Here is a 22883-nt window from a genome sequence, read left to right as displayed (position 1 = left end):
AGGCCTCACTGCTTTCGGCGCAGGACACGCCGCGCCTCATCTCACTTCGAAACAGGCCCTAGGCCAAAGGCCACTTTGTGGCCTTTTGTTAACAGCGCATCCTTTGCACCGGGTGATGGTGCGGCGGCTGACGGGATGCCGTCTTCGATCCGCGAGCCAGATCGCGGGGCATCCTCTCGATCCGGTCGACCAGGAGTGGCGATCGGCTGCCGGTGCGGGGACCGGTCAAGCAGTTCGAGTTCGCCATCTTTGCGGCAACATGCGCGACCGGGCGGGTGTGACAGCGCTCGATGAGCCTGATCTTCCGGGGTGCGCGGGGCGTTGCGGCGAGTCATGCGGCCCGGGCCGACGCGGCGGGCTCAGGTGTCCGTTTGGGCAGCAAGAGCGGGGTGGCGAGCAGGAGAACGCCGGACATGGTGATCGCGGTGAGCGGGCTGGTGAGCGTGGCGAGGATGCCCCAGACCACCATCAGGGCAGCCTGTAGGAGTTTGCTGCTGACACTCCATGTCGTGAGGACTTGGGCGGCATGATCCGCGGGAGTCCGTTGCAGGCGTTCTGTTGCGTAGATCGGATTGAAGACGCCCATGCATGTGATCAGCAGGCCCTCGACGATGATCACGGTGAGGAGCCCGGTGATACCGGGATGGATGAACGCGAGACCGAGTGGGAAGAGCGATCGCAGCCACCCGGAGACGATCATGACCCGGCGCCGGCCGTAGCGGGTCACGAGGCGTGCGGAGAGGCGGGCGCCCACGAAGCCGCCGAGTGCCGGGATGCCGAAGGCGAGACCGTATTGCCAGGCCGGGAAGTGGTACTGGTCCAGCAGGAGGACGGACAGGAGCGGAACGGTGGCCATGATCAGGCCGCTGACCAGGATCGAGTTGAGGAACAGGCGCCGTAGTACGCGGTCGCGGAGGATGAACCGCCAGCCGCCGAGAAGGTCGGCCCCGCGCAACCTGCTGGACTGCTCGCGGGGTGCCGCGACGTCGCCTCCGCGGATGCGGACGACCCCGAGCGCGGACAGCAGGTAGCTGAGGGCATCGGCCATGACGGTGATGACCGGGCCGAGCAACCCGACGAGCGCGCCACCGAGGGGCGGGCCCGCCGCGGTCGCCACCCAGTTGGTGCCCTCGAATCTCCCGTTCGCCACAAGGAGGTGATCGCTACGGACGAGATATTTCAGGTACGCGCCGGATGCGGCGGTGAAGGCGATGCTCGCGGTCCCGGAGATGACCGAGACGACCAGCAGTTGGCCATATGACAGCAAGTCGAGGACGTACGCGATCGGAACACTCGCCATCGCGGCGAACCGGATCAGGTCCATCGCGATCATCACCGGGCGCTTGGCCCGGTGCTCGACCCACGGCCCGAGCGGGAACGCGGCAATCGCCGCGACGGCCAGCCCGGCCGCCTCCAGGAGCGAAACGGCGAATGCCGGCGCGTGCAGCACTTGAACCGCGATCAGAGGGAACGCTCCGAAGGCGATCCACGTACCGTATGTACTTACGGCGTAGGCCGACCATAACCAACCGAAACTGCGCCCCAACCGCACGCGCATGCGACTCCCTCGCGACAACCGATGTTCGGGTCTCTGAATCGCATCAGCCGCACCGTCGCGGGATCAAACAACCGGCTCCCGGCAAGCCACAACGATCGGTTGGGCACACATAACCTGGATCAATGGATACCGAGGCGATGCGATCGTTCGTCCGCGCGGCCGAGCTCGGACAGCTGCAACACGCGGCCGACGAGCTCGGCGTGACGCAGCAGGCCGTGTCGAAGCGGATCGCGACCCTCGAGCGCAAACTCGACGTCCGGTTGTTCACCCGGACTGCCCGAGGGGTCGAGCTGACACTCGACGGCCAAGCCTTCCTCCCGCACGCCCGGAACATCATCACAGGTGTCGATCGCGCCATCACCGCGATCAGGCCGGGCTCGCGAGCCCTTCGGATCGACGTTCTCGGCCTGCGATCCGCGCAGGCCGTCGTCCTGCACGACTATTGGCGGTCGCATCCCGAAATCGACCTCGACGTGGTGACCCTCAGGGTCAACGACCCGCGCGTGGCGGTCGCCGCCGTCGAAGCAGGCGATATAGACGCCTCGTTCCGCACCGTCACCGACCGGGCCACGCTGCCGCGCGACGTGCAAATGATCCACGCGTTCGACTCCCCGCTGGTACTCCTCGTCGGTCCGAGACATCCGCTCGCCTCCGCACGGACACTGACGCCACCCCAGCTGCGCCGGCACCGGATCTGGGTGCCGGGTATCGCGCCGCGCAGCGAATGGGCAGAGTTCTACGATCAACTCGCCACCGACTTCGACCTCCGCATCGACGCAGCGGGCCCGAACTTCGGCGACGAGGTACTTCAAGAAACCCTCGCGGACTCCGCGGACGTGGCCACCCTCATAGGCGCGCGCGACCGGTACATCTGGCCGACGAACTACGACCTACGCCGGATCCCGATCGTGAATCCGACGCTCGCATACCCGCTCTCGCTCATCTTCCCCAGAACGAATCCACACCCAGGACTCCGGGCAATCATCAACCACTTCGGAAGCCTGACACCGCTCCCCGAGACAGCCTGGCTCCCATCCTGGGCAACGAAACCACGCCGCAGCGGCGGAGACATCGAACACACCCGACGCTAACGGTCGATTCCATCGGCACGCTACAACGCCGATGACGCGATCTTCCTCGTCCGCTACCGTCGATCGAAGTGGGCGCTGAACAACCCCCTCTTCGTCGACTACCTGAACACCGGACTCGGTGTCGCACGCCTGCTGACCGGACTCGAAGCCTGACCTGAGCACTGATCCTGGTACGTATGGATGCCCAAGGTGCAGAGCGAGAGGAAGATGGGCTTTGAACAAGCGGCCGGGCCTCGTTGGCCTGATTCGGGCGATCTCCCGGTTGGTCGATCACGGACGAGTGCCATCTCCTAAGAAGGCGATTCAGGAGAATGAGCACAAGGGCATCAGCGGCGAGGCGTGCGGTACGGGTGCGGGTCGAGGCGGCGGAAAATTTGACCTTGTCGCGACGTCAACGTTTCTACTGGGACATGTCCAAGTGACGCCGTTATGAGGAGTCAGTCGTCATGTCCGCCACCGCGCTCACCCTGCCTTTCGACCGGCCCAGCCCTCTGGAGCCGCCTGAGGCCTACGCCGAACTGCGTGCAAGCACGCCCGTTGCTCAGGTGCACATTCCGGACGGGCGACGGGCATGGCTGGTCACCTCCTATGAAGCCGTCGTGGCGGTGCTGACCGATCCGCGATTCAGGTTGGCGCCGCCAGGTCTCGAGTCCTCGGGCAACGACACGCTGTTCCAGGACGGCGACGCCCACACCCGGCTGCGCCGGCTGGTCTCCAAGGCGTTCACACCCAGGGCCATCACGGCGCTGCGTCCGCATATCGAACGGCTCGCGACCGAGCAGGTCGCCGCCTTCGCCGCCGCAGGACCGCCCGCCGATGTGGTCGCCGGCCTGGCCGCCCCGCTGTCGACGCAGGTGATCGGTGACCTGCTCGGAGTGGCGATCGACGAGCGCGAGCGATTCCACGCGTTGGTCGAGGCCGTCAGCTCCGCGGAATTCTTCACAGCGGACGCGGAGGCGGCGGCCGCGATGGCGCAGGCGTGGAACGACCTGACCGGCTACGCGGCCGGGCTGGTCGCGACCAAGCGTGGTGATCTCGGTGACGACCTGCTCAGTGCACTGATCAACGTGCGGGACGCCCAGGACGGGCGGCTCAGCGACGACGAGCTGATCGGCATGGCCACCACGCTCGTCGCGGCGGGTCATCAGACGACCCGCAACGCCATCTCGGCCGGGACGATTCAGCTCGTCGCCGAGAACCGTCTCGCCGACGCGCCGGAACGGCTGGACGAGGTCGTGGAGGAGCTGCTGCGCGACCTGGCCGGAGTGATCGCCGAGCCGTTCCCGCGCTGGGCCCATGAGGACATGGAGCTGGAAGGCGCGTCGATCAAGCCGGGCGACCTGGTCCTGGTTCGTTTGGAGGCGGCCAACCACGACCCCCGGCACTCTGGCAAGGCGCACGTTTCGTTCGGGCGAGGGCCGCATCACTGCCTTGGCGCGTCCCTGGCCCGGATCGAGCTCGCCGCGGCCATCCGCGCCCTTGCCCTGCGGTTGCCTGGACTCCGGCTTCAGGTTCCGGTCGAGGACCTGGTCTGGGTCCGTGGTGAGACCGATGCCGGACCCAAGGCCGTCCCTGTCACATGGTGATCAACTGGACCGCCGTCGGTCGGTAGGGGCCCGCTGGGTAGAGGGCTCGTTGTAACGGCGGTCGTCCGACGACCAGCGCCGCCGCCGGAAGGATAGGTCGGATTCGCCCAAGCGCTGCTCGACCTTGGCGGACAGTGGTTCAGGCTCTCGGCCGTACGGTGGTCCAGGGCCTGAGCTGAGCACGAAAGTCGTTGAACCCGCCCCAGCCGAGCCAGGACGTGCGCCTTGGTGACCATGTGATCGCGTTCTGGTGTAGGGGATCAGCTCGGGGACCAGTGCGCGTCGAGCGGGAGGCCCAGCATCCGGGCCGGCGTCAGGGGGTCTGTGAACACTCCAGGCGCGGTCTGGAGACGCCTTCTCCGGGCCTGCGCCTCGGAGAGGCACCGGTGGCCGATCCGGCGAGTTTCTGGTGGGGGTTGCCTCAGGGACTTTGCCTCTGACGTCCATGATCGGCGACGGTGGTCGTTTCGCGGTCAGCGGAGCGCTTCGTTCAGGGCGGCTTGAGTTCGGATAGGGCGGTTCGCCAGTGGAGGTGGGATCGTTCCTTGGCCAGTGGGGCGTGCTGGACGCAGAACCATTCGGTGCCGGTGGGATGGCCGACCCAGCCGTCGCGGTTCCTCGCCTCCTGGACGGCCTTCTCCTCTGCGGAGAGTTCGAAGGTGACCAGGGCGAAAACGGACCAGAGGTCTTGGTCTTCGTCCACGTCGCGCAGGCTCAGGCCGCAGACGTAACAGTGCGGTGGCCGCATCGATGTCTCACTCCGCGCGGTGCTGGACCAGGCCGTCGCCCACGACCGCGGCGAGGTTGAGGTACGCCTCGCGGGTGGGCGGGGCCAGGGCTTCCAGTTCCACCTCGGCGCCTTCTTCCAGGTGGTCGTCGTACGGGATGCGGACGACGGCGCGGCAGCGGCTTTCGAAGTGGGCCTGGAGCTTGTCCAGGTCGACCTGGCTGCGGGTGCGGTTGCGGACCATCGACAGGACGACGACGCCGTTGCGTACCAGGTGGCCGTGGTCGTGGGCCTCCAGCCAGTCGAGGGTGGCGCTGGCGGACCGGGCGCCGTCGACGGACGGGGAGCTGACCAGGACGAGCTGGTCGGCCAGGCTGAGTACGCCGGCCATCGCCGAGTGCAGCAGGCCGGTGCCGCAGTCGGTGATGCAGATCGAGTAGTACTGCTCCAGGATGACGGCTACGGCGGAGTAGTCGTCGGCGCTGAAGGCCTCGCTGACGGCGGGGTCGCGGTCGGAGGCGAGGACCTCCAGGCGGGCGCCGTTCTGGGAGGTGAAGGAACGCACGTCGGCGTACCGGTGGATCTTGTCGCGGTTGTTGAGGAGGTCCCGTACGGTCGCGGCCGTCTCCAGCTTCACCTTGTCGGACAGGGTGCCGCGGTCGGGGTTGGCGTCGACGGCGATGACCCGGTCGCCGCGCATGGACGCCAGCATCGAGCCGAGGCCCGTCGTGGTGGTGGTCTTGCCGACGCCGCCCTTCAGCGACATGACGGCGACGCGGTGGTGGCCGCCGGCGACCTGCTGGCGGGCGCGAGTGATGAGGTCCTTGCGGCGCGTCTCCGTCTGGGATTCGCCCGGGTGGACGTTGCCGCCGGTGGCCTTGTAGACGGCGCGGCGCCAGCCGGACGAGGGGGCGATGCGGCGTTCGCCCAGCAGGTTCTCGGAGCTGAGGCTCTCGGCGGTCTGCGGTGGCGGCGGGTAACCCTGGTCATGCGGAGGCGGCCCAGGGTGCATGGGCCCCTGTGGGACGGGACCTTGGGGGTAGGCGGACGGGGGCATGGGCTGGGGCGGGCCAGGGGCGTACCCCTCGGCGGGTGGCAGGGCCTGGGGTGGGCCGTATCCCTCGCTAGGGGGCATGGGCTGAGGCGGGCCGTATCCTTCGGCCGGTGGCATGGGCTGGGGTGGCCCGGGGGCGTATCCCTCGGCGTGTGGCATGTGCTGAGGAGGGCCCGGGGGGTAGCCGCCCTCGGCCGGGGGCATTGGCTGCTCCTGCGGCGGACCGTACGCGGGCGGGTAGCCCATCGGGGAGCCTTCGGTGGGCTGCGGCGGCAGCTGGTGGCCCTGCGGGGGCGGGCCCTCCACCTGGCCGAACGGGGGCAGCTGGTCGAAGGGCGGTGCGTCCGGGCCGCTCTGCGGCGGGCCTTCGAACGGCGGTTGGGGCTGGTAGGGCGGCTGTGGCGGGCCCTGCGCGGGGTCGGGCTGCTGGAAGCCCTGGGCGTACGGCGGGGGAAGCATGCCGCCGTCGAACGGCTGGGGCATGGGGCTGCCGTCGTACGGTTGCTGGGAGGCGCCCTCGAACGGCGGCGGGCCGCTGTGCGGCGCGTTGAAGTCGTTGTAGGTGGGCGAGAAGGTCTGGGGCATCGCGCCTTGAGCCGGGGTCGGCGGTGGTGCGAAGCCTTCCGGTGGTGGCGGGAGCGGCTCCTGGAACGGCGGCGGAGCGGTGCTCTGCGCCGGCGGCGCGGCGAGCCAGGGGTTCGAGTCGTGTTCGTCGGAGGACGACGGACCCTGGAACGGCGGTGCGGCGCCAGGTTCCTCGTCCTGCGGCTCGGACGACTCGGCGGGCCGGCCTGCCGAGTCCTCGTCGCGTTCGGAGTCCGAGGACGGTGCCGGCGGTTCGGAGGCGGGTGCGGCGGGCGTGGGCGCTGGCGCTGGCGCTGGCGCTGGCGCGGGCGGGACAGCGGACGGCCCGGTGGCCTCGCTGTTCATCGCGTCCAGAGACGCCAGACGCTCCTCAAGGGAACGTCCGTCCTGATCGTTCCTTGCCACCGTGTCTCCCCTCGGCCACGCTTCTAAAGTTCAGTTCAGGAGCGGGTCGGCATAGGCCCCTGGGCAGGATACCTGTGTGCCAATACCACGCATCCCGCGGCGGGATCCATGCCCCCCTCGCCGACCCTTGGCATGCGGGGCTTGTGCCCGCGCGACGCCCGGTAGCGTGATCGGTATGCACGCGATCGTCATTGGTGAGCCGGGCGGCCCTGACGTCCTGGAATGGACCGAGGTGCCGGATCCGGAGCCCGCGCCGGGCGAGGTCCTCGTGGACGTCGCCGCGAGCGCGGTCAACCGGGCCGATGTCATGCAGCGGATGGGGCGATACGATCCGCCGCCGGGCACTTCTCCGTACCCCGGGCTGGAGGCCTCGGGCCGTGTCGCGGCGCTCGGCGAGGGCGTGACGGGGTGGCGGGTCGGCGACGAGGTGTGCGCGCTGCTGGGCGGTGGCGGGTACGCCGAGCGGGTGGCGGTGCCCGCGGGCCAGTTGCTGCCGGTGCCCGCCGGGGTCGATCTGGTGGAGGCGGCCGGGCTGCCCGAGGTCGCGTGCACGGTGTGGTCGAACGTCTTCATGCTCGCCCGCCTGGACGCCGGGGAGCGGTTCCTCGTGCACGGCGGCGGCAGCGGCATCGGGACGATGGCGATCCAGCTGGCCAAGGCGCACGGCGCGCGGGTGCTGTGCACGGTCGGCAGCGCGGAGAAGGCCGCCCGCTGCCTGGAGCTGGGCGCGGACGAGGCGATCAACTACCGCGAGGACGACTTCGTCGAGCACGGCCCGTACGACGTCGTCCTGGACAACATGGGAGCCAAGTACCTGGAGCGGAACGTGCGCTCGCTGGCGACCGGGGGCCGGCTGGTGGTGATCGGTCTCCAGGGCGGCACCCGCGCCGAGCTGGACCTGAACGCGCTGCTGCGCAAGCGTGCCGCCGTGCACGCGACGTCACTGCGGGCCCGTCCGGCGGAGGAGAAGGCTGCGATCGTGGCGGCGGTGCGCGACCATGTCTGGCCGCTGCTGGAGGCCGGGAAGGTGCGGCCGGTCGTCGACCGCGCGCTGCCGATGGCCGAGGCGGCACAGGCGCACCGGGTGTTGGAGGACAGCGGTCACATCGGCAAGATTCTGCTGAGCGTGTGAGACGGGAGACATGATGAACGAGCCTTCGAAGGACCAGTCCGAGCAGGAGCCGCAGGTCCTGGTGGTCGGCCCGAACGGGATCGCGGTCGAGGGCGGTGCCGAGGGCGGCGAGAAGTCGGTGGCCGACATGGTCGAGCAGCCCGCCAAGGTGATGCGGATCGGCAGCATGATCCGGCAGCTGCTGGACGAGGTGAAGGCGGCCCCGCTGGACGAGGCGAGCCGGGCCCGGCTGCGGGAGATCCACCAGTCGTCGATCAAGGAGCTGGAGGACGGGCTTGCGCCGGAGCTGATCGGGGAGCTGGAGCGGCTGTCGCTGCCGTTCGTCGAGGACGAGGTGCCCAGCGAGGCGGAGCTCCGGATCGCCCAGGCGCAGCTGGTGGGCTGGCTGGAGGGGCTGTTCCACGGCATACAGACGACCCTGTTCGCCCAGCAGATGGCGGCGCGGGCCCAGCTGGAGCAGATGCGCCGCGCGCTGCCGGCCGGCATGGTCCCGCCCGGGGCCGAGGACGAGCCGCCGAGCCGCCAGTCCTCCGGCCCCTACCTGTAGGTTTCAGGCGGGCTGGGGGAAGAAGGCTTCGAGTACCTGGGCGACGCCGTCGTCGTTGTTGCTCTCGGTCGTGTACGTGACCGTGGCCAGGACGTTCGGGTGCGCGTTGGCGACGCCGTACGACGTGCCCGCCCAGGTGAGCATCGGCAGATCGTTGGGCATGTCGCCGAACGCGACGACTTCGGCGGAGGTGATGCCCTGCTCCAGGCAGTACTCGGCCAGGGCACTGGCCTTGGTGATGCCCTGGGCGCTCATCTCCACCAGCCCGCGCCCGGTGGAGTGCGTGACGGTGACGAGGTCGCCGACGGCCTTGACGGCCTGCTCGGCGAGCGAGTCGGGGTCGGCGCCGTCGTGGAAGGCCAGCAGCTTGGTGCCGCCCTTGCTGACCAGCGTCTCGTCGTCGACGGGGCGGCCGCCGAGCGCCTCGGCGTCCCATCGGCCGAGGTTGTAGCGGGCCTCGAACACGAACCCGTTGGGGTACTCGACGGCGAAGCGCACTTCGGGCAGGGCGGCGCGCAGCCGTTCCACGACCTGCGCGATCACCTCTGGTTCGATCATGTAAGAGCGCAGCACCCGCTCGGTGTGCAGATCGAAGAGCACGGCGCCGTTGGCGCAGATGGCGATGCCCCGGTGGCCGACCGCGGTGGCGATCTCGCGCATCCAGCGCGGCGGCCGTCCGGTGACCATGATCACGGTGGCGCCGGCCCGTTCCACCCGGGCCAGGGCCGCGACGGTGCGGGGGGAGACGGTGCCGTCGGAGCGGACGATGGTGCCGTCGAGGTCGGTGGCGATCAGGCGCGGGGTGAAGCCGGGGACGCCGGCCGGACCGGTGCGCGCGGCCTTACGCGTGTCCGGGGACGGGTTCGCCGGGCGCGGCGTGAAGTCCGACATGTCACCTTCCAGTCCGGCCGCACCGGTGCACGACGGCGGCTGGAACACACCATAAGCGATCTCTCACCAGAGATCCCTCCGACCCTGGGGCAGGCGAGAGCCCCGGTAGCCGTTCGGACGGCTTCCGGGGCTCTGGACGCGGATGGCCACGCGCGGCGGTCTAGGCGGGCGCGGGTCGGGTCAGCGCTTGACGGGCTCCAGAACCTCCTGGCCCAGGTACTTCTGGAGCGCCTTCGGCACCCGCACCGAGCCGTCGGCCTGCTGGTGGTTCTCCAGGATGGCGACGATCCAGCGGGTGGTGGCCAGGGTGCCGTTGAGCGTGGCGACCGGCTGGTTCTTGCCGTTGCCGTCCCGGTAGCGTACGGCCAGCCGGCGGGCCTGGAACTCGGTGCAGTTGGAGGTCGAGGTCACCTCGCGGTAGGTGTTCTGCGTCGGCACCCACGCCTCGCAGTCGAACTTGCGGGCCGCGCTCGCGCCCAGGTCGCCCGCCGCCACGTCGATGATCCGGTACGGCAGCTCGACCTTGGCCAACATCTCCTTCTCCCACTCCAGCAGCCGCAGGTGCTCGGTGTGGGAGTCGGCCGGGTCGCAGTAGGAGAACATCTCGACCTTGTCGAACTGGTGGACCCGGATGATGCCGCGGGTGTCCTTGCCGTACGAGCCGGCCTCCCGCCGGAAGCAGGACGACCAGGCCACGTACCGGCGCGGCAGGTCGGAGACGATCTCGTTCATGTGGTAGGCGGCCAGCGGCACCTCCGAGGTGCCGACCAGGTAGAGGTCGTCGCCCGGGAGCTGGTAGATCTCGGCGGAGTGCGCGCCGAGGAACCCGGTGCCCTCCATCGCCTCCGGCTTGACCAGGACGGGCGCGTACATCGGCGTGAAGCCGCTCGCCACCGCCTGCTCCATGGCCAGGTTGAGGAGGGCGAGCTGGAGCCGCGCGCCGACCCCGGTCAGGTAGAAGAAGCGGGCGCCGGACACCTTCGCGCCGCGTTCCATGTCGATCGCGCCGAGGCTCTCGCCCAGCGCCAGGTGGTCCTTGGGCTCGAAGTCGAACGCGGGCGGCTCGCCGATGTGCTCCAGGACGACGTAGTCCTGCTCGCCGCCGGGCGGTGCGCCCTCTTCGATGAGGTTCGGGACGCCCTTGAGCAGCGCGTCCAGTTCGGCGCCGAGCCGGTCGGCGTCCGCCTCGGCGTCCTTGACCTGCTGCGCCAGCTCCTTGGCGCGGCCCAGCAGCGCCTGCCGCTCGTCGCCCTGCGCCTTGGACACCGACTTGCCGAAACTCTTCTGCTCCGCGCGCAGCCGCTCGAACGACGACAGCGCGGAGCGGCGCCGCCCGTCCAGGTCGAGCAGGGTGTCGACGACGGTCTCATCCTCGCCGCGGGCGCGCTGGGACGCGCGGAGCCGCTCGGGATCCTCTCGAAGAGCTCGCAGGTCAATCACAGACCCGAGGCTACCGCTGCGAACCCCTCCACCGCGCCCGAGTATCCCGGACAAATGGGCACGCTCGCGGTCAGCGGGTCGCGTGGACCAGGAGGGCGTGGGCGGGCAGGGAGACCTTGCCGTCCGCCACCGCGTACCCGGACATGATCTCGTCGTAGGCGGTCTTGATCCTGGCGACGGTGGCCGCGTCCTGGCGGGAGACGATCACGCCGTTGCTGCCGACCCGCGACCGCGCCCCGGTCTCCCACCACTGCTCCGGATCGGTCTCGTGATGCCAGCCCAGCGCCGTGGCGCGGGCGTCGGGGAAACCGGCGCCGCGGACGAGGCGCTCGAACGCGGCGCGCTCCCCGTACTCCATGAACGGTGTCACCGGGATGTCGTCCGGCCATGGCACGCCGGCCTCGTCGATCGCGTCGCGGACGATGCCGAGCGCACCGCTGCCGGGCATCTCCCAGCAGGTCAGCGCCAGCCGCCCGCCCGGCCGCAGCACGCGCCGCAGTTCCGCCAGCGCGGCACCGGGATCGCCCACATGGTTGATCACGAAGTTGCCGACGACGGCGTCGAAGGTCTCCCCGTCGAACGGCAGCTCCGGCAGCACGGCGACCCGGACGTCCAGGCCCGGGACGTTGCCGGCCGCGGTCTCGGCCATCTCCGGGTCGGCGTCGACGGCCGCCACCTCGGCACCGCGCCGCATCGCCTCCGCCGGGACGACGCCAGGACCGGTGCCCACGTCCAGGAGCTTGGTGCCGGAGCCGACCTCCGCCGCGTCCAGCAAGGGCCCTACGGTGTAGGCGGTCAGACGGGCGAAGCCGCGGTCGTACGCCGAAGCCCGCCCGGCCCAGAGTTCGCGCTCGTACTCATCGAACGTCGTCACCCACGCAGATTACGCGTGCGCATTGGGGTCAGGGGTGCGGCTGGCCTGATCGGACGGACTCCAGCCATGCGGCCGCCTCGGTGAAGTCGGCGTCGTGCGTGCCGCGCCTGATCTCGGGACGGGTCCGGTCGGCCCGCGGGTAGGAGCCCAGGAAACGGATATCGGCGCAGACGCGGCGCAGGCCCATCATCGCCTCGCCGACCCGGGCGTCGGTGACGTGCCCCTCGAAGTCCATCCAGAACAGGTAGGAGCCGAGCCCGGCGCCGGTCGGCCGGGACTGGATCAGGGTCAGGTTGATGCCCCGCATCGCGAACTCGTTGAGGATCTCCAGCAGGGCGCCCGGGTGGTCCTCGGCGATGAACGCGACCACGGTCGTGCGGTCCATGCCCGTCGGATGCGGCGGCGGGCACGGACGGCGCAGCGTGATGAACCGGGTGACCGCGTCGGCCACGTCGTGGATGTCCTCGGCCAGGATCGACAGGCCGTAGCGGGCGGCCGCGAACGACCCGGCCAGCGCGGCGTCGTAGTGGCCGTCGGCGACGTGCTGCGCGGCCTCGGCGTTGGACGTGGCGGCCCGCCACTCCGCGTCCGGCAGATGCTCGCCCAGCCAGCGGCGGCACTGCGGCTGCGCGTGCGGGTGCGAGGCGACGGTCTTGATGTCGGCGAAGGAGGTGCCCGGCCGTACCAGCAGGGCGAACGACACCGGCAGGTGCACCTCGCCGACGATCTGCAGCGGCTCGCCCGTGGCCAGCTCGTCCAGGGTGGTCGGGACCGAGCCCTCCACGGAGTTCTCCAGCGCCACCACGGCCGCGTCGACCTCGGCCCGGCGCAGCGCGTCCAGCGCCGCGGGCACGGTGGAGAACGGCAGGTGCTCGGCGTCGTAGGCGTCGGGGACGGACCGCAGCGCGGCCTCCGTGAACGTGCCCTGCGGCCCGAGATACGCGTATCGCTGTGGCATATGAGGTCTACTCCTCCGCCGGCGCGCACGGGCGCGGGCGGGTGTGAGGCAGGAATCAGGAATGGTGTGAGTGATACGAGTTTACGGTGCCGCGGGCCCGCGCACTCCGGCGGAGGTCAGGAGGCGGTGGAGGACGTGGTGCGGTGGCCGAAGTCGGGGAGCGGGTCGTCCATGGACACCACCGGCCCCTTACCCAGCCGGGCCGCGCGCAGCGCCTGGTTCTCCTCGGGTGACAGCGTCTCGATCGGGTGCCCCTCCCGGACCGCCTTGGCATAGGTGCGGGTCTCGGTACGGCCGATGATCGAGCTGACCACGACGCCGTCGCCGTTGGCGTTCAGTACCGCGAGCGAGAACGACCGGTGGCCCGACATCTCCTTGAGGGCGTCGTAGTGCACGACGGCGAGGTCGCGCAGCGCCTGGTTGTCGGCGCCGTTCCCCGCCACCTGCAACTGGCGCCTGAGGATCTCCGAGCACTCCTCGACGACCTGGTTCACCCGGTTGTGGGCCACGACCGCGATGGAAAGACCGGCCACCCCGGCGACCAAACCGGCGACGGCCACCGCGATAAGCATCACAGGGCGAGATTATCCACCTCGGGGGGCCTGCGCGGGGCATCTTCACGATCCGGCACGCCGGTGACCAGCCGGTTGACCAGCCACCGCCCGAGCAGCAGGACCAGTGCCACGGCCGCCAGACCGAACGCGTCCTGCAAAATCTTGCCCGGAATCTTGGTGATCAGGCCCTGCTGGAGACTGAGCAGTTTCGCCCCCCACCACGGGAAGGGGAACAGGAACCAGACCCAGAAGCCACCGCAGATCAGGCGTCTTCGGACGTCCCGGCCGTCCCCCAGCAGCGCGCCCAGAACCGGGACCATCCACACCAGGTGATGGATCCAGCCCACCGGGGACAGCAGCACCGAGAGCAGGCCCACGATCGCGACCGCGGCGAGCCGCAGGTTGTAGGCGGCGACCGCGCGGCCAGGTCCGGCCGCCGCGGCGGACGCGCCCTGGGGGAGCAGGCCGTCGGCGAGCAGCGTCGTCCGCCGCGCCATCCGGAACCCGGCGTACGCCATGATCGCGGCCAGCGTCACCCACAGCAGCGAGCCGATCGGGCCGGGCAGGTAGAGGCGGGCGACCATGCCGTTGACGGCCTGGTTGGTGGTGCCGTTGACGGCGCCGGTACGGCCGCCGCCCTCCAGCAGCGCCCCGAACCAGAAGTCCGCCGAGTCGCTCGGCAGCACCGCGAAGGCGCCCAGCGAGGCGGCCGCGGCGGTCAGCACGGCGTTGCCGAGCGCCTGGCGCCGTCCGGTGATGAGGAAGTAGATGAGGAAGACCCCGGGCACCAGCTTGATCGCGACCGCCAGCCCGACCAGCATGCCGCGCGGCCAGCGCGGCCGCTCGGTCAGGCAGTCGGCCATGCACAGCGCCATCAGCAGCACCCCGACCTGCCCGAACCTGGCCTGGTCGAACACCGGCATCAGCCAGGCCGTGCCGCCGAGCAGCGCGGCCGCCGCGACGGGGGTCCAGCGCCCGGCGCGCTTGAGGAGACCGCGGAAGGCGTACCAGACCACGACCGCCAGGGCGGCGTACAGCAGCGCCATCCACAGCCACTGCGCCGCCTTCCAGGAGATCACCGTGAACGGCACCGCGAGCAGCGACGCGAACGGCGGATAGGTGAACGGCAGCAGCTGCGGGGGCTGGGTGAGCACCTCGTACAGCGGCGCCCCGCGCAGCACTGCGCGCCCGCCGTCGCGGTAGACCTCCAGGTCGACCATGCGCTGGTCGGGCGGGTTGGTCAGCCACCACACGAGGATCGGAGCGATGGTGACCACGACGATGGCGACCCCGGCCGCCAGGATCACCAGATCCCCGCGCGAACCCCACCGCCGCCCGCCCGGCGCGGCGGGCCGCTCGGGGGCCGCGCGGTCGGAACCGGTACGCGAGGGGCCGGTCTGCCCGGTGTCCCCGCGGACCTCGTTGCCTGCACCCATGGGCTACATCCTGGCGCAAGTCCCGGGCGGGCATGCCGCGGCGGATGGTCGAGTACGTCCCACCAGGTCCTTTCGACGGCCGGTTCGGGGTGAAGCGGGCGGAGCCGTCCGGGCATGCCGCGCACGGGCCGCCCGGCGTCGCCGGGCTTGATCCGGAACGGGCGGGAACGCGGGACAGGGCCCGGCGGGCTGCCTGTAGCCTGGACGCCATGGCGCGGGGGCTGAAGATCGGAACGACCTTTGCCGCCGTGTTCTCCCTGTTCGCAGGACTGATCGCCGCCACAGTCGCGGGTGCCGCTCCTGCTGGGGCCGCCCCCGCGGGCGCCGCTCCGACCGGCCGCACGGTGATCATCGGGGTGCCGGGGCTGATGTGGCGGGACGTGGGCGAGCGGACCACCCCGGCGCTGTGGCGGCTGACCGGCCGCGGCGCGGGCGGCGCGCTCAGCGTGCGCACCACGAAGGTCAACACCTGTCCCACCGACGGCTGGCTGACCGTGTCGGCGGGGCAGCGGGCCCGGCTGCCGCAGGGCGACTGCGTGCTCCCCGCCTCCCCCGTCCTGCCCGGATCGGGCCAGGCCACCGCGCCCGGCACGGCGCCGCCCGCGGCGGAGGGCGCGACCGCCCCCGGCTGGGCGGAGATCAAGAAGGACAACGGGCGCGGCACGTACCACGCCCAGACCGGGCTGCTCGGCGACGCGGTACGGCGCGCCGGCGGCTGCACGACGGCGGTCGGCCCCGGCGCGGTGTTCGCCCTGGCCGACGGCGACGGGCGGGTGGACCGCTACGTCCCGTCCGCGGACCGGGCGACCGCGCCGGACTGGGCGCGCTGCGCGCTGACCGCCGTCGACGTCGACGACCTGTTCCGCGTCTACCTCGACGCCGGTGTCGACGCCGACGGCGACCAGGTGCCGGTCACCCCCGCCGACCGCAGGGCCGCGGCCGCCGCGGCCGACCGGCGGATCGCGCAGGTCGTCGCCGCCCAACCGGCCGGGACGACCGTCCTGGTGGCCGGGCTGTCCGACATCGGGGTCACCCCGCACCTGCGGCTGGCGGCCGCGCACACCCTCGGGGCGCGGAACGGCCGGTTCGACCGTCCCGGACTGCTGACCTCCAGCGCCACCCGCCAGCCGGGGATGGTCACGCTGACCGACGTCACCGCCACCGCGCTCATGTCGCTCGGGTTGCAGCAGCCGAAGCAGGCCGTCGGCTCGCCCTGGCGTGCCCAGCCCAGCCGGATGACCACCGGTGAACGGGCCGAGGCGCTGGAGGACGCCGACGTCGCGGCCCAGGCGATCGGCAACGTCCAGGGCGCGTTCTTCTTGGTGCTCGGCGGGGCGCAGCTGCTGCTGTACGGGCTGGCGGCGCTGGCGCTGCGGCGGCGCCGCCGGGACACCCCCGAGTCCCGGGCCAGGATCCTGGCCGGCACGCGGATCGTCGCGCTGGTCGGCGCCGCGGCGCCGGTCGCGTCGATCCTGGCCGGGCTGCTCCCCTGGTGGCAGTCCTCCCATCCGGCCCCGGCACTGGTCTGCGCGGTCGTCGGGTTCGCCGGGCTGGTCGCGGGCGTGGCGGTGGCCGGGCCGTGGCGCCGGTCGGTGACCACGCCCGGACTCGTGATCACCGGGGTGACCGCGCTGGTCCTGGCGGTGGACGTCATGACCGGTTCGAGCCTGCAGCTCAACGCGCTGATGGGGTACTCGGCGCTGGTGGCGGGCCGGTTCTACGGCTTCGGCAACCAGGCGTTCTCGCTGTTCGCGGTGGCGACCATCCTCTCCGCGGCCTGGCTGGCCGAGTACCCGCTGCGGGCCGGACGCAAATGGCTCGCGGCCGGGATCGTCGCCGCCGTCGGCGCCGCGGCGGTGCTGGTGGACGGCCTGCCCGCCTGGGGCAGCGACTTCGGCGGCGTGCTGGCGATGGTCCCGGCGTTCGCCGTGCTCGGGCTGATGATCGCGGACAAGCGGGTGTCGGCGCCGCGGCTGGCGCTGTTCTGCCTGGCCGGCGCGGTGCTCGTGCTGTTCATCTCGTACCTGAACGCGCGCAGCGCCAACCCCACGCATCTCGGCCGGTTCTGGCAGGACCTGGAGAGCGGCGGCGCCTGGGACACCGTGGCCCGCAAGTTCCAGGCGATGCTGCGCAGCCTGGGCTACTGGCCGTTCATCATCCCGCTGGCCGGGGCGGTCGGGTTCCTGTTCTTCGCGCTGGTACGGCCGATCAAGGCGCGCACGCCGCTGCTGGAACGGGCCTACGAGCACAGCGCCACGATGCGTCCCGCGCTGCTGGCCACGCTGACGATGGGCGTCGCGGGCATGCTGGCGAACGACTCCGGCGTGGTCATCCTGTCGGTGGCGTTCAGCCTCGCGACTCCGCTGATGCTCGCGGCGAGCGTGCGGGCGCTGGAACGCGATCACGTGCGCGCAGACAGGTCCGGATCACCGCGATCAGAATCGCCGTCGTCAGTACCGGAATGATCACTGGGCGGACGATCGTGACCAGCCAGTTCAGCCCGTCCGGCAACCCGATCAGCTTGGGATCGCGCGCGGGCAGGTAGGCGAGGCTGAGCGCGGTGGTGTGGGCCAGCAGCAGCCAGTCGAACCGCGACCACGCCACCAGCGCCAGCGCCGCCCAGGCGAATCCGTCGTACCAGGGCAGTTCGTAGGGGGCCGCGAGCAGCCAGGCCAGCACCAGCGCGGCCGCGATCCGGTGACTCTCGGCGCCCTCGCCGGGGCCGTCGTCCTGACGGGGCAGGGCGCGGGCCAGCAGCCACAGCAGCCACAGCAGCAGCAGCACGAAGCCGATCTTGATGACGGTGCGGTTCCCGCCGCGGCCGGTCAGCATGTCGAACAGATGCCAGGGCGTCGCCAGCGAGACCGAGTTCGCGGCCTTGCCGACCTGGTCGAACGCGTGCGGCCCGGCCAGCGCGAAGGTGCCGAACACGACCGCGCCGGCGCCCGCGAACAGCGCGGCGAGCCGCCATGGCGCGGCGCGGTCGCGGGTCGCGCGCCAGTGCCGCAGCAGCACCCAGGCCGGTCCGCCGCCGACCAGCGCCGCGGGCAGCTTGATCGCCATCGCCGCCCCGACCAGCATCCCCGCGGCCAGCGCCCGCGGTGCCGAGGCCCGGCGGCCGGCGAACACGGCCAGCGCCGCGACCATCGGCGCGATCGCCAGCGTGTCGTTGTGCGAGCCCGCGACCAGGTGGAACAGCAGCAGCGGATTGAACGTCCACAGCAGCGCGGTGCGCAGGCGGCGCTCGGGCGTACCGGACGTCCAGTAGAGCACGGCGGCGGTCAGCGCGAACGCCAGCGAGTTGATCAACGACATCACGAAGACGGTGAGCCGCATCGACTCCCCGCCGATCCACGACGCGAACGCCTCCTGCGCCGTCGCCAGCGGCCCGTAAACCGAGGGCGCCCGCCGCCACTCCTCGACGGCGCCGATCACCGGATCGCCCGGCAGGTCCACCGCGCGGGTGGCGTACGGGTCGTGCCCGGTGACGACCATCCGGCCGTACGCGGCGTAGTTGAGGTGGTCGCCGGAGCCGATCGGCGGCAGGAACGCGAACGCGGCCGCCACCAGCACCCCGGCCGCCACGAGCGGCATCGGACGGCACCGCCACCCGCGTCCCACCGCGGTGAAGCACAGCGCCAGTCCCCCCGCGCCCGCCAGCACGCCCAGCACGACCAGGCCGATCACCAGGTACGGAGAGGGGTCGGTATCGAACGCGTAAGGCGGGTGGCGCGGCCCCCCTGGCAGCGCGGGCTCCACCACCGACGGCCCCAGCGCCGAAGTGACCAGGAAGCAGCCGAGGCTCGACCCGATCGCCCCGAGCCCCGCCTTTCCGAGCCGGTCGCCGCCGAGGCCCCGCCACAGACGGGCCGGACCCCTCACAGCCGACGGCCGCGGAACCGGCCCAGCCGCGCCGCCACGGCGGGCTCGCGCAGTGCCAGCGCCCGCGCCACGTCCCGGAACTGCCGGGCACGGTGGACTTGGGCGTGCCAGTCGGTGCCGGTGGCCCGGTGCGCCAGCGGCACCTCGACCTCGGTGACCCGGAAGCCCTTGCGCAGCAGGTCGATGGTCAGCGCGGTCTCGACGCCGAACCCGGCCGCCAGCGGGAGCGCCGCGTCGAACGCCGTCCGGGTCAGGCAGCGCTGCCCGTTCAACGGCTGGGTGGCCTCCCAGCCGGTGGCGCGCCTGATGCCGTCACGGGACAGCCGTACCACGAAACCGTGCCCGCCGAGCTTCACCGTGCTGGCGAACGCGGCGATCGTCATGTCCGCCTGGCCGGCCCGGACCGGCTCGACGAGCGGCGCGGCGTCGCGCGCGGTCTCGGCCAGGTCGGCGTCCAGGAACAGCAGGTGGCGGGGCCGCTCCCGGCCCTCGTCGAGCAGCCGCACGGCCTCCGCGCCGCTCTCCATCGCGGCGCCCTTGCCCCGGTTGCGGCCGTGCCGCACGACCCGGGCCCCGGCGTCCGCGGCCACCCGTCCGGTGCGGTCGGCGGACCCGTCGTCGACCACCACGACCAGGTCGGCCCCGGGCAGCTCCAGCGCCGCCTTCACGGTCGCCGCGATCCGGTCGCCCTCGTCCTTCGCCGGGATGATCACCGCTACATCCTGCATACGGGCGATCGTAGTGGCCACCCGGCCACGCCCCGATGGGAACACGACCGCTCGGATGAGGTGACCCGCGGGAAAGGTTTCCCCGCGGGTCGTTGGTCGTCGGTCGGTGCCGGTCGGTTCGCTGCCGTCAGCCGGCGTCCAGGGCGGGCACGGCGTCGGTCACGGTGAAGACCGTGTCGAGCCCGGTGACCTGCAGGATTCGTTTGACGGCGGGACGCGGCGCGGCCAGCTCCAGTGTGCCGCCCCGCTCCTTGAGCCGCTTCATGGCCGACAGCAGGACGTTCATGCCGGTCGAGTCGCAGAAGTCGATGCCGCTCATGTCGACCACCACGCGGTCGACCTGTTCGCGCAGCAACCCTGCGAGCGCGGTCTGCAACCGTGGCGCGGTGTACAGGTCCAGCTCGCCGGTCGCCGTGACGACGGCGTGACCTCCTTGAGACGCGGTCGAGACATTTAGCTCCACGTCCGGCACACTATCGGGCGAACGGCGCGCGGGCCAGAGAGTAGGTCAAGTCCCGTGTCGCGAAGGGCTGTCAAGCCGGGCGAGTCATAACTCTATTTCGCATACGTCCGATATTTTCTTGTCGTGTCGCACCGCACCGAATCAGATTCGGCGGACCGATCGGACGCGTTCCGGTCGGGCCCGCACCCAGGTGGGACGGGGTCTCCCCGGAGGGTGAGGATCTGGTAATCGCGGCCCGTCGGAGCGCCGAGTAGGGGAGGCTGAGCGCGACAGCGGCAGAGGCAGGCGGACCCGCGCGGCGCGCCGCGGGCCGGCCCGGTGGACGGCCGGGCGCCGGGGATCCGATGCCGTCATGCATTGGGGGTGCGGCCGCATATGAAGACCGACCGGATGACCGATCCCAGGGAGACCCGGCTGCGGGAACACCTGCAGGCGATCAGGGCCCGCTCGGAGAAGTCGACCTCGTGGCGCTCGTCCACCCGGTACCTGTCCCGCCTGGTGAACCGGTCCGGGTTCGTCCCGATCAAGGCCCGGCTCTCCCGCGAGGACCTCACCTTCCTGACCGGGGCCCGGGACGAGGTGATCGCGTTCGCCGATCTCGGGCTCCGCCTGCTCGAGCTGCACCGTCCGCAGGACGCGGGCGGCATCACCAGCGACCCCGAGCACCCGATCCGCCGCTGCCGGGCCTGCATGGGCCGCTGGCCCTGCCTCACCTTCCGCGCCATCGACGAGTCCTTCGACCACTGAAGACCCGACGCCGCCGGGTCAGGTCGCCGGGCGGACGGGCCAGGCGGGTGAGCGGCCCAGGGCGCGGAGGATCTCGTCCAGTGCGGTGGCTTCGCCGGACGGCGGGAGGGCCGGGGCGAAGGCCGCCCCCGGTCGCAGGCGATAGTCGTTGTCCGGGACGGCGAGCGCGATGGGACGGGCCGCGTCCACCAGGTCGGGGGCGATCCCGTACGGGAGGCCGAGGGCCCGGGCCACGTCCCATCCGTGCACCACGTAGTCGATGAAGTGGAAGCTCATCGCCTGCTCCGCCGGGAAGGCGAGGTCTCCTGCCAATTCGGGCAGCGCGAACCCCCGTTCCGCGGCCCCCTCGTCGGCGAAGGCGGCGAGCACGGCTTCGGCGGCCTTCGTGTAGGTCTTCGCGGGATCGTCCCCCAGCGGGTGCGTCTTCCACGCGTCGAGGTCGGCGCCCTCGCCCCGTGCCGCTGCGGCGAAGCCGTGGTGCTGGGCGGTCATGTGGGCGAGCAGGTCGCCGAGCGTCCAGTCCGAGCAGGGCGTCGGACGGTCGAGGTCGGCCGGGCCCGCAAGGGCCACGACGTCGACCGTGGCCAGGACCGCCCGGCGGTCCAGCTCGCGCATCTCATCGATCGTCATGCACTAGATGATAGGCAGATGCCTATCATATGTCCATGCTTATTTTCTGTGGCGGCCTATCTTGGACGCCATGGCGGACGAGCAGGAGGCGCGGCCCGATCTCGCGGCGATGATGGTCCCGGTGGGGCGCGCGCTGGTGGCGGCCGAGCTGCCGATCCTGCGCGAGCACGGCCTTTCCATGTGGGCGTACGCGGTGCTGCTCGGGCTCAAGGAGGAGCCGGTGCGCACCCAGAGCGCGCTCGCCAAGGCCATCGGAGCCGACAAGACGCGCATCATCGGCGACCTCGACGACCTCCAGGAACGCGGCCTGATCCGCCGGACGCCCGACCCCGCCGACCGCCGGGCCCGGCTGCTGTCCCTCACCCCGGAGGGACGGCGGCTGCGGGACGCGGCGCGGGCGGCGATCCGCCTGCGCGAGGAGCGGCTGCTGGCGCGGCTGCCCGCCGCCGACCGCCGCGCGTTCCTGCGCGCCCTGCGGACACTGTCCGAACTGCCGTTGGACGAGATCGCCGGGGACCCGGCCGCGGACGGCTGACCCCGGGCACGGCGTTCAGCGCACCGACCTCGCCCGCGTGTGATCGCCGTCCGAATCCTGCGGGCCGGTCCGTGGCCCATCGGAGGGAAGCCGAACCCCCGAACCCGGACCGGCGCGGCCAGCAGGCGAAACGGCGGGGCCGCCAAGTCCTCCGCGACTCTTCACAGGGGAGCTGTGGACGGTTTAATGGGCGAATGTCCCAAACGCGCTCCCAGTCATCCGGCGGTGCGGCCCTCACCGCCGTCTTCTTCGGCCTGATCGCGGCAACGATCGTCAACACGGTGCTCACGATCCTGACCTACTTCATGGTCCTCAATCTGGGCATCGGGGGGAGCCTCGCCTTCGGTCGCGTGACATCGGTGCTGATGTCGCTGGTGGTCGGCGCGGTCGCGGGCGGGGTGCTGCTGTTCACCCGGCCGTCGGGCCCGCTGGCGCCGATCCTCGCCGCCGTCTCGGCGCTGGTCGCGACCTTCTTCGGCGACATCTTCGCCGTCGCCGTGTACTTCGCGGTGAGGGACCAGAACCTGCCGATCGAGCGGGTCGAGTTCTACCTCAGGTCGTTCGCGCACATCGACGCGATCGGCTTGATCATCTGGGTGATCGCGCCCGCGGTCGCGGCCGGGTTCGGCGTGCTCCGGCTCGTGAAGGCGGGCGGCGGGCAGCCGCAGCCGGCCGCGGGTCCTTGGGGCGGCCCGCAGCCCCAGCCGTCGGCGCCGTACGGTGGCCAGCCGAACCAGCCGAACCAGCCGAACCAGCCGAACCAGCCGAACCAGCCGAACCAGCCGTACGGCCAGCCCTACGGCCAGCCGAACCAGCCCTACGGCCAGCCGAACCAGCCCTACGGCCAGCCGGGACAGCCCGGACAGCCTGCGCAGCCCTACCAGCCTGGTGGGCAGCCGTTCGCGCCGCCGTACGACCATGGCGCCCCCGGTGGGACCCCGCAGCAGTCCGGTCAGGGTGGGGCTCCGGGGTCGTCTCAGGGTGAGGCTCCGCCTCCGGGCGGGGCGCTGCCCCCGCAGGGTCCTCCCCCAGAGTGATGACGTCGTCCTTGGACGCGGCA

Annotated in this window: 21 protein-coding genes; 8 read left to right on the top strand and 13 right to left on the bottom strand. The window is 71.5% G+C overall.

What is annotated here, in order from left to right:
* Positions 1 to 331: 331 nt before the first annotated feature.
* Positions 332 to 1558 (bottom strand): MFS transporter, encoded by a 1227-nt coding sequence (locus ABD340_RS37540; RefSeq protein ID WP_344595658.1) that lies wholly within the window; start codon positions 1556 to 1558, stop codon positions 332 to 334.
* Between the two features lie 122 nt (positions 1559 to 1680).
* Here ABD340_RS37540 and ABD340_RS37535 point away from each other — a divergent pair, with 122 nt between their 5' ends.
* Positions 1681 to 2649, top strand: coding sequence for a LysR family transcriptional regulator (locus ABD340_RS37535; protein ID WP_344595657.1), 969 nt, complete (start codon positions 1681 to 1683; stop codon positions 2647 to 2649).
* A gap of 446 nt (positions 2650 to 3095) precedes the next feature.
* On the top strand, positions 3096 to 4235 hold the full coding sequence (locus tag ABD340_RS37530) for a cytochrome P450 (protein WP_344595655.1): 1140 nt from the start codon (positions 3096 to 3098) through the stop codon (positions 4233 to 4235).
* A gap of 490 nt (positions 4236 to 4725) precedes the next feature.
* On the opposite strand, the gene ABD340_RS37525 is transcribed toward ABD340_RS37530, so the two are convergent.
* Entirely contained in the window at positions 4726 to 4938 is a 213-nt protein-coding gene (locus tag ABD340_RS37525) for a hypothetical protein (protein WP_344595654.1), read from the bottom strand.
* Positions 4939 to 4990: 52 nt separating this feature from the next.
* Positions 4991 to 6601 (bottom strand): nucleotide-binding protein, encoded by a 1611-nt coding sequence (locus ABD340_RS37520; protein WP_344595653.1) that lies wholly within the window; start codon positions 6599 to 6601, stop codon positions 4991 to 4993.
* A gap of 580 nt (positions 6602 to 7181) precedes the next feature.
* On the opposite strand from ABD340_RS37520, the gene ABD340_RS37515 reads away from it, so the two are divergent.
* Together ABD340_RS37515 and ABD340_RS37510 are read left to right on the top strand one after the other, a co-directional pair.
* Positions 7182 to 8138 (top strand): NAD(P)H-quinone oxidoreductase, encoded by a 957-nt coding sequence (locus ABD340_RS37515; protein ID WP_344595652.1) that lies wholly within the window; start codon positions 7182 to 7184, stop codon positions 8136 to 8138.
* Positions 8139 to 8151: 13 nt separating this feature from the next.
* The gene (locus tag ABD340_RS37510; protein ID WP_425547509.1) at positions 8152 to 8685 is read left to right on the top strand and encodes a bacterial proteasome activator family protein; all 534 of its coding nucleotides are present in this window, start codon (positions 8152 to 8154) and stop codon (positions 8683 to 8685) included.
* A 3-nt stretch (positions 8686 to 8688) separates the two neighbouring features.
* Here the strand turns inward: ABD340_RS37510 and ABD340_RS37505 are convergent, their stop codons facing one another.
* The 6 genes from ABD340_RS37505 to ABD340_RS37480 form a co-directional block, all read right to left on the bottom strand.
* Positions 8689 to 9576 (bottom strand): HAD family hydrolase, encoded by an 888-nt coding sequence (locus tag ABD340_RS37505; RefSeq protein WP_344595649.1) that lies wholly within the window; start codon positions 9574 to 9576, stop codon positions 8689 to 8691.
* Between the two features lie 180 nt (positions 9577 to 9756).
* Positions 9757 to 11016 carry a serine--tRNA ligase gene (gene serS, locus ABD340_RS37500; RefSeq protein WP_344595647.1) on the bottom strand — a complete coding sequence of 420 codons (1260 nt, stop codon included), beginning with the start codon at positions 11014 to 11016 and terminating at the stop codon, positions 9757 to 9759.
* Between the two features lie 70 nt (positions 11017 to 11086).
* On the bottom strand, positions 11087 to 11890 hold the full coding sequence (locus ABD340_RS37495; RefSeq protein WP_344595646.1) for a class I SAM-dependent methyltransferase: 804 nt from the start codon (positions 11888 to 11890) through the stop codon (positions 11087 to 11089).
* A gap of 28 nt (positions 11891 to 11918) precedes the next feature.
* On the bottom strand, positions 11919 to 12848 hold the full coding sequence (gene pheA, locus ABD340_RS37490; RefSeq protein ID WP_344595644.1) for a prephenate dehydratase: 930 nt from the start codon (positions 12846 to 12848) through the stop codon (positions 11919 to 11921).
* 116 nt (positions 12849 to 12964) lie between these two features.
* Positions 12965 to 13420 (bottom strand): DUF4446 family protein, encoded by a 456-nt coding sequence (locus tag ABD340_RS37485; protein ID WP_344595662.1) that lies wholly within the window; start codon positions 13418 to 13420, stop codon positions 12965 to 12967.
* Entirely contained in the window at positions 13420 to 14838 is a 1419-nt protein-coding gene (locus tag ABD340_RS37480) for a glycosyltransferase 87 family protein (protein ID WP_344595643.1), read from the bottom strand. Before ABD340_RS37480 ends, ABD340_RS37485 begins: the two co-directional genes overlap by 1 nt.
* A 209-nt stretch (positions 14839 to 15047) precedes the next feature.
* Here ABD340_RS37480 and ABD340_RS37475 point away from each other — a divergent pair, with 209 nt between their 5' ends.
* Positions 15048 to 17303 (top strand): hypothetical protein, encoded by a 2256-nt coding sequence (locus tag ABD340_RS37475; RefSeq protein WP_344595642.1) that lies wholly within the window; start codon positions 15048 to 15050, stop codon positions 17301 to 17303.
* On the opposite strand, the gene mptB is transcribed toward ABD340_RS37475, so the two are convergent.
* The 3 genes from mptB to ABD340_RS37460 all read right to left on the bottom strand — a co-directional run bounded on the left by mptB (position 17185) and on the right by ABD340_RS37460 (position 19911).
* On the bottom strand, positions 17185 to 18720 hold the full coding sequence (gene mptB / locus ABD340_RS37470; protein ID WP_344595640.1) for a polyprenol phosphomannose-dependent alpha 1,6 mannosyltransferase MptB: 1536 nt from the start codon (positions 18718 to 18720) through the stop codon (positions 17185 to 17187). The two genes, ABD340_RS37475 and mptB, sit on opposite strands and share 119 nt — an antisense overlap.
* Positions 18717 to 19448, bottom strand: coding sequence for a glycosyltransferase family 2 protein (locus ABD340_RS37465; RefSeq protein ID WP_344595639.1), 732 nt, complete (start codon positions 19446 to 19448; stop codon positions 18717 to 18719). The genes mptB and ABD340_RS37465 overlap by 4 nt, the downstream gene beginning before the upstream one ends.
* Positions 19449 to 19575: 127 nt before the next feature.
* Positions 19576 to 19911, bottom strand: coding sequence for an STAS domain-containing protein (locus tag ABD340_RS37460; protein ID WP_344595637.1), 336 nt, complete (start codon positions 19909 to 19911; stop codon positions 19576 to 19578).
* Positions 19912 to 20301: 390 nt separating this feature from the next.
* Here ABD340_RS37460 and ABD340_RS37455 point away from each other — a divergent pair, with 390 nt between their 5' ends.
* Positions 20302 to 20658: a hypothetical protein gene (locus ABD340_RS37455; protein WP_344595635.1), complete on the top strand. Its 357-nt coding sequence runs from the start codon at positions 20302 to 20304 to the stop codon at positions 20656 to 20658.
* 18 nt (positions 20659 to 20676) lie between these two features.
* On the opposite strand, the gene ABD340_RS37450 is transcribed toward ABD340_RS37455, so the two are convergent.
* Complete coding sequence (locus ABD340_RS37450; RefSeq protein WP_344595633.1) at positions 20677 to 21288, bottom strand: TIGR03086 family metal-binding protein; 612 nt, start codon at positions 21286 to 21288, stop codon at positions 20677 to 20679.
* Positions 21289 to 21358: 70 nt separating this feature from the next.
* Between ABD340_RS37450 and ABD340_RS37445 the strand changes: the two genes are divergently transcribed.
* A complete protein-coding gene (locus ABD340_RS37445) occupies positions 21359 to 21823 on the top strand; it encodes a MarR family winged helix-turn-helix transcriptional regulator (RefSeq protein WP_344595631.1) in 465 nt (154 codons plus the stop codon).
* Between the two features lie 194 nt (positions 21824 to 22017).
* Positions 22018 to 22860 carry an SLC41A family transporter gene (locus ABD340_RS37440; protein ID WP_344595630.1) on the top strand — a complete coding sequence of 281 codons (843 nt, stop codon included), beginning with the start codon at positions 22018 to 22020 and terminating at the stop codon, positions 22858 to 22860.
* The last annotated feature ends 23 nt before the right edge of the window (positions 22861 to 22883 follow it).

This window comes from Actinomadura vinacea, assembly GCF_039532545.1.
Classification (GTDB): domain Bacteria; phylum Actinomycetota; class Actinomycetes; order Streptosporangiales; family Streptosporangiaceae; genus Spirillospora; species Spirillospora vinacea.
This window is presented reverse-complemented; position numbering and strand designations above follow the sequence as displayed.

Bases quoted from the DNA above. Each gene is read 5' to 3' on its own strand.
- ABD340_RS37540 (WP_344595658.1), bottom strand. From the start codon at position 1,558: ATGCGCGTGCGGTTGGGGCGCAGTTTCGGTTGGTTATGGTCGGCCTAC.
- ABD340_RS37535 (WP_344595657.1), top strand. From the start codon at position 1,681: ATGGATACCGAGGCGATGCGATCGTTCGTCCGCGCGGCCGAGCTCGGA.
- ABD340_RS37530 (WP_344595655.1), top strand. From the start codon at position 3,096: ATGTCCGCCACCGCGCTCACCCTGCCTTTCGACCGGCCCAGCCCTCTG.
- ABD340_RS37520 (WP_344595653.1), bottom strand. From the start codon at position 6,601: ATGCCCCAGACCTTCTCGCCCACCTACAACGACTTCAACGCGCCGCAC.
- ABD340_RS37515 (WP_344595652.1), top strand. From the start codon at position 7,182: ATGCACGCGATCGTCATTGGTGAGCCGGGCGGCCCTGACGTCCTGGAA.
- ABD340_RS37510 (WP_425547509.1), top strand. From the start codon at position 8,152: ATGAACGAGCCTTCGAAGGACCAGTCCGAGCAGGAGCCGCAGGTCCTG.
- ABD340_RS37505 (WP_344595649.1), bottom strand. From the start codon at position 9,576: ATGTCGGACTTCACGCCGCGCCCGGCGAACCCGTCCCCGGACACGCGT.
- pheA (WP_344595644.1), bottom strand. From the start codon at position 12,848: ATGCCACAGCGATACGCGTATCTCGGGCCGCAGGGCACGTTCACGGAG.
- ABD340_RS37485 (WP_344595662.1), bottom strand. From the start codon at position 13,420: ATGCTTATCGCGGTGGCCGTCGCCGGTTTGGTCGCCGGGGTGGCCGGT.
- ABD340_RS37480 (WP_344595643.1), bottom strand. From the start codon at position 14,838: ATGGGTGCAGGCAACGAGGTCCGCGGGGACACCGGGCAGACCGGCCCC.
- ABD340_RS37475 (WP_344595642.1), top strand. From the start codon at position 15,048: ATGGCGCGGGGGCTGAAGATCGGAACGACCTTTGCCGCCGTGTTCTCC.
- ABD340_RS37465 (WP_344595639.1), bottom strand. From the start codon at position 19,448: ATGCAGGATGTAGCGGTGATCATCCCGGCGAAGGACGAGGGCGACCGG.
- ABD340_RS37455 (WP_344595635.1), top strand. From the start codon at position 20,302: ATGACCGATCCCAGGGAGACCCGGCTGCGGGAACACCTGCAGGCGATC.
- ABD340_RS37450 (WP_344595633.1), bottom strand. From the start codon at position 21,288: ATGACGATCGATGAGATGCGCGAGCTGGACCGCCGGGCGGTCCTGGCC.
- ABD340_RS37445 (WP_344595631.1), top strand. From the start codon at position 21,359: ATGGCGGACGAGCAGGAGGCGCGGCCCGATCTCGCGGCGATGATGGTC.
- ABD340_RS37440 (WP_344595630.1), top strand. From the start codon at position 22,018: ATGTCCCAAACGCGCTCCCAGTCATCCGGCGGTGCGGCCCTCACCGCC.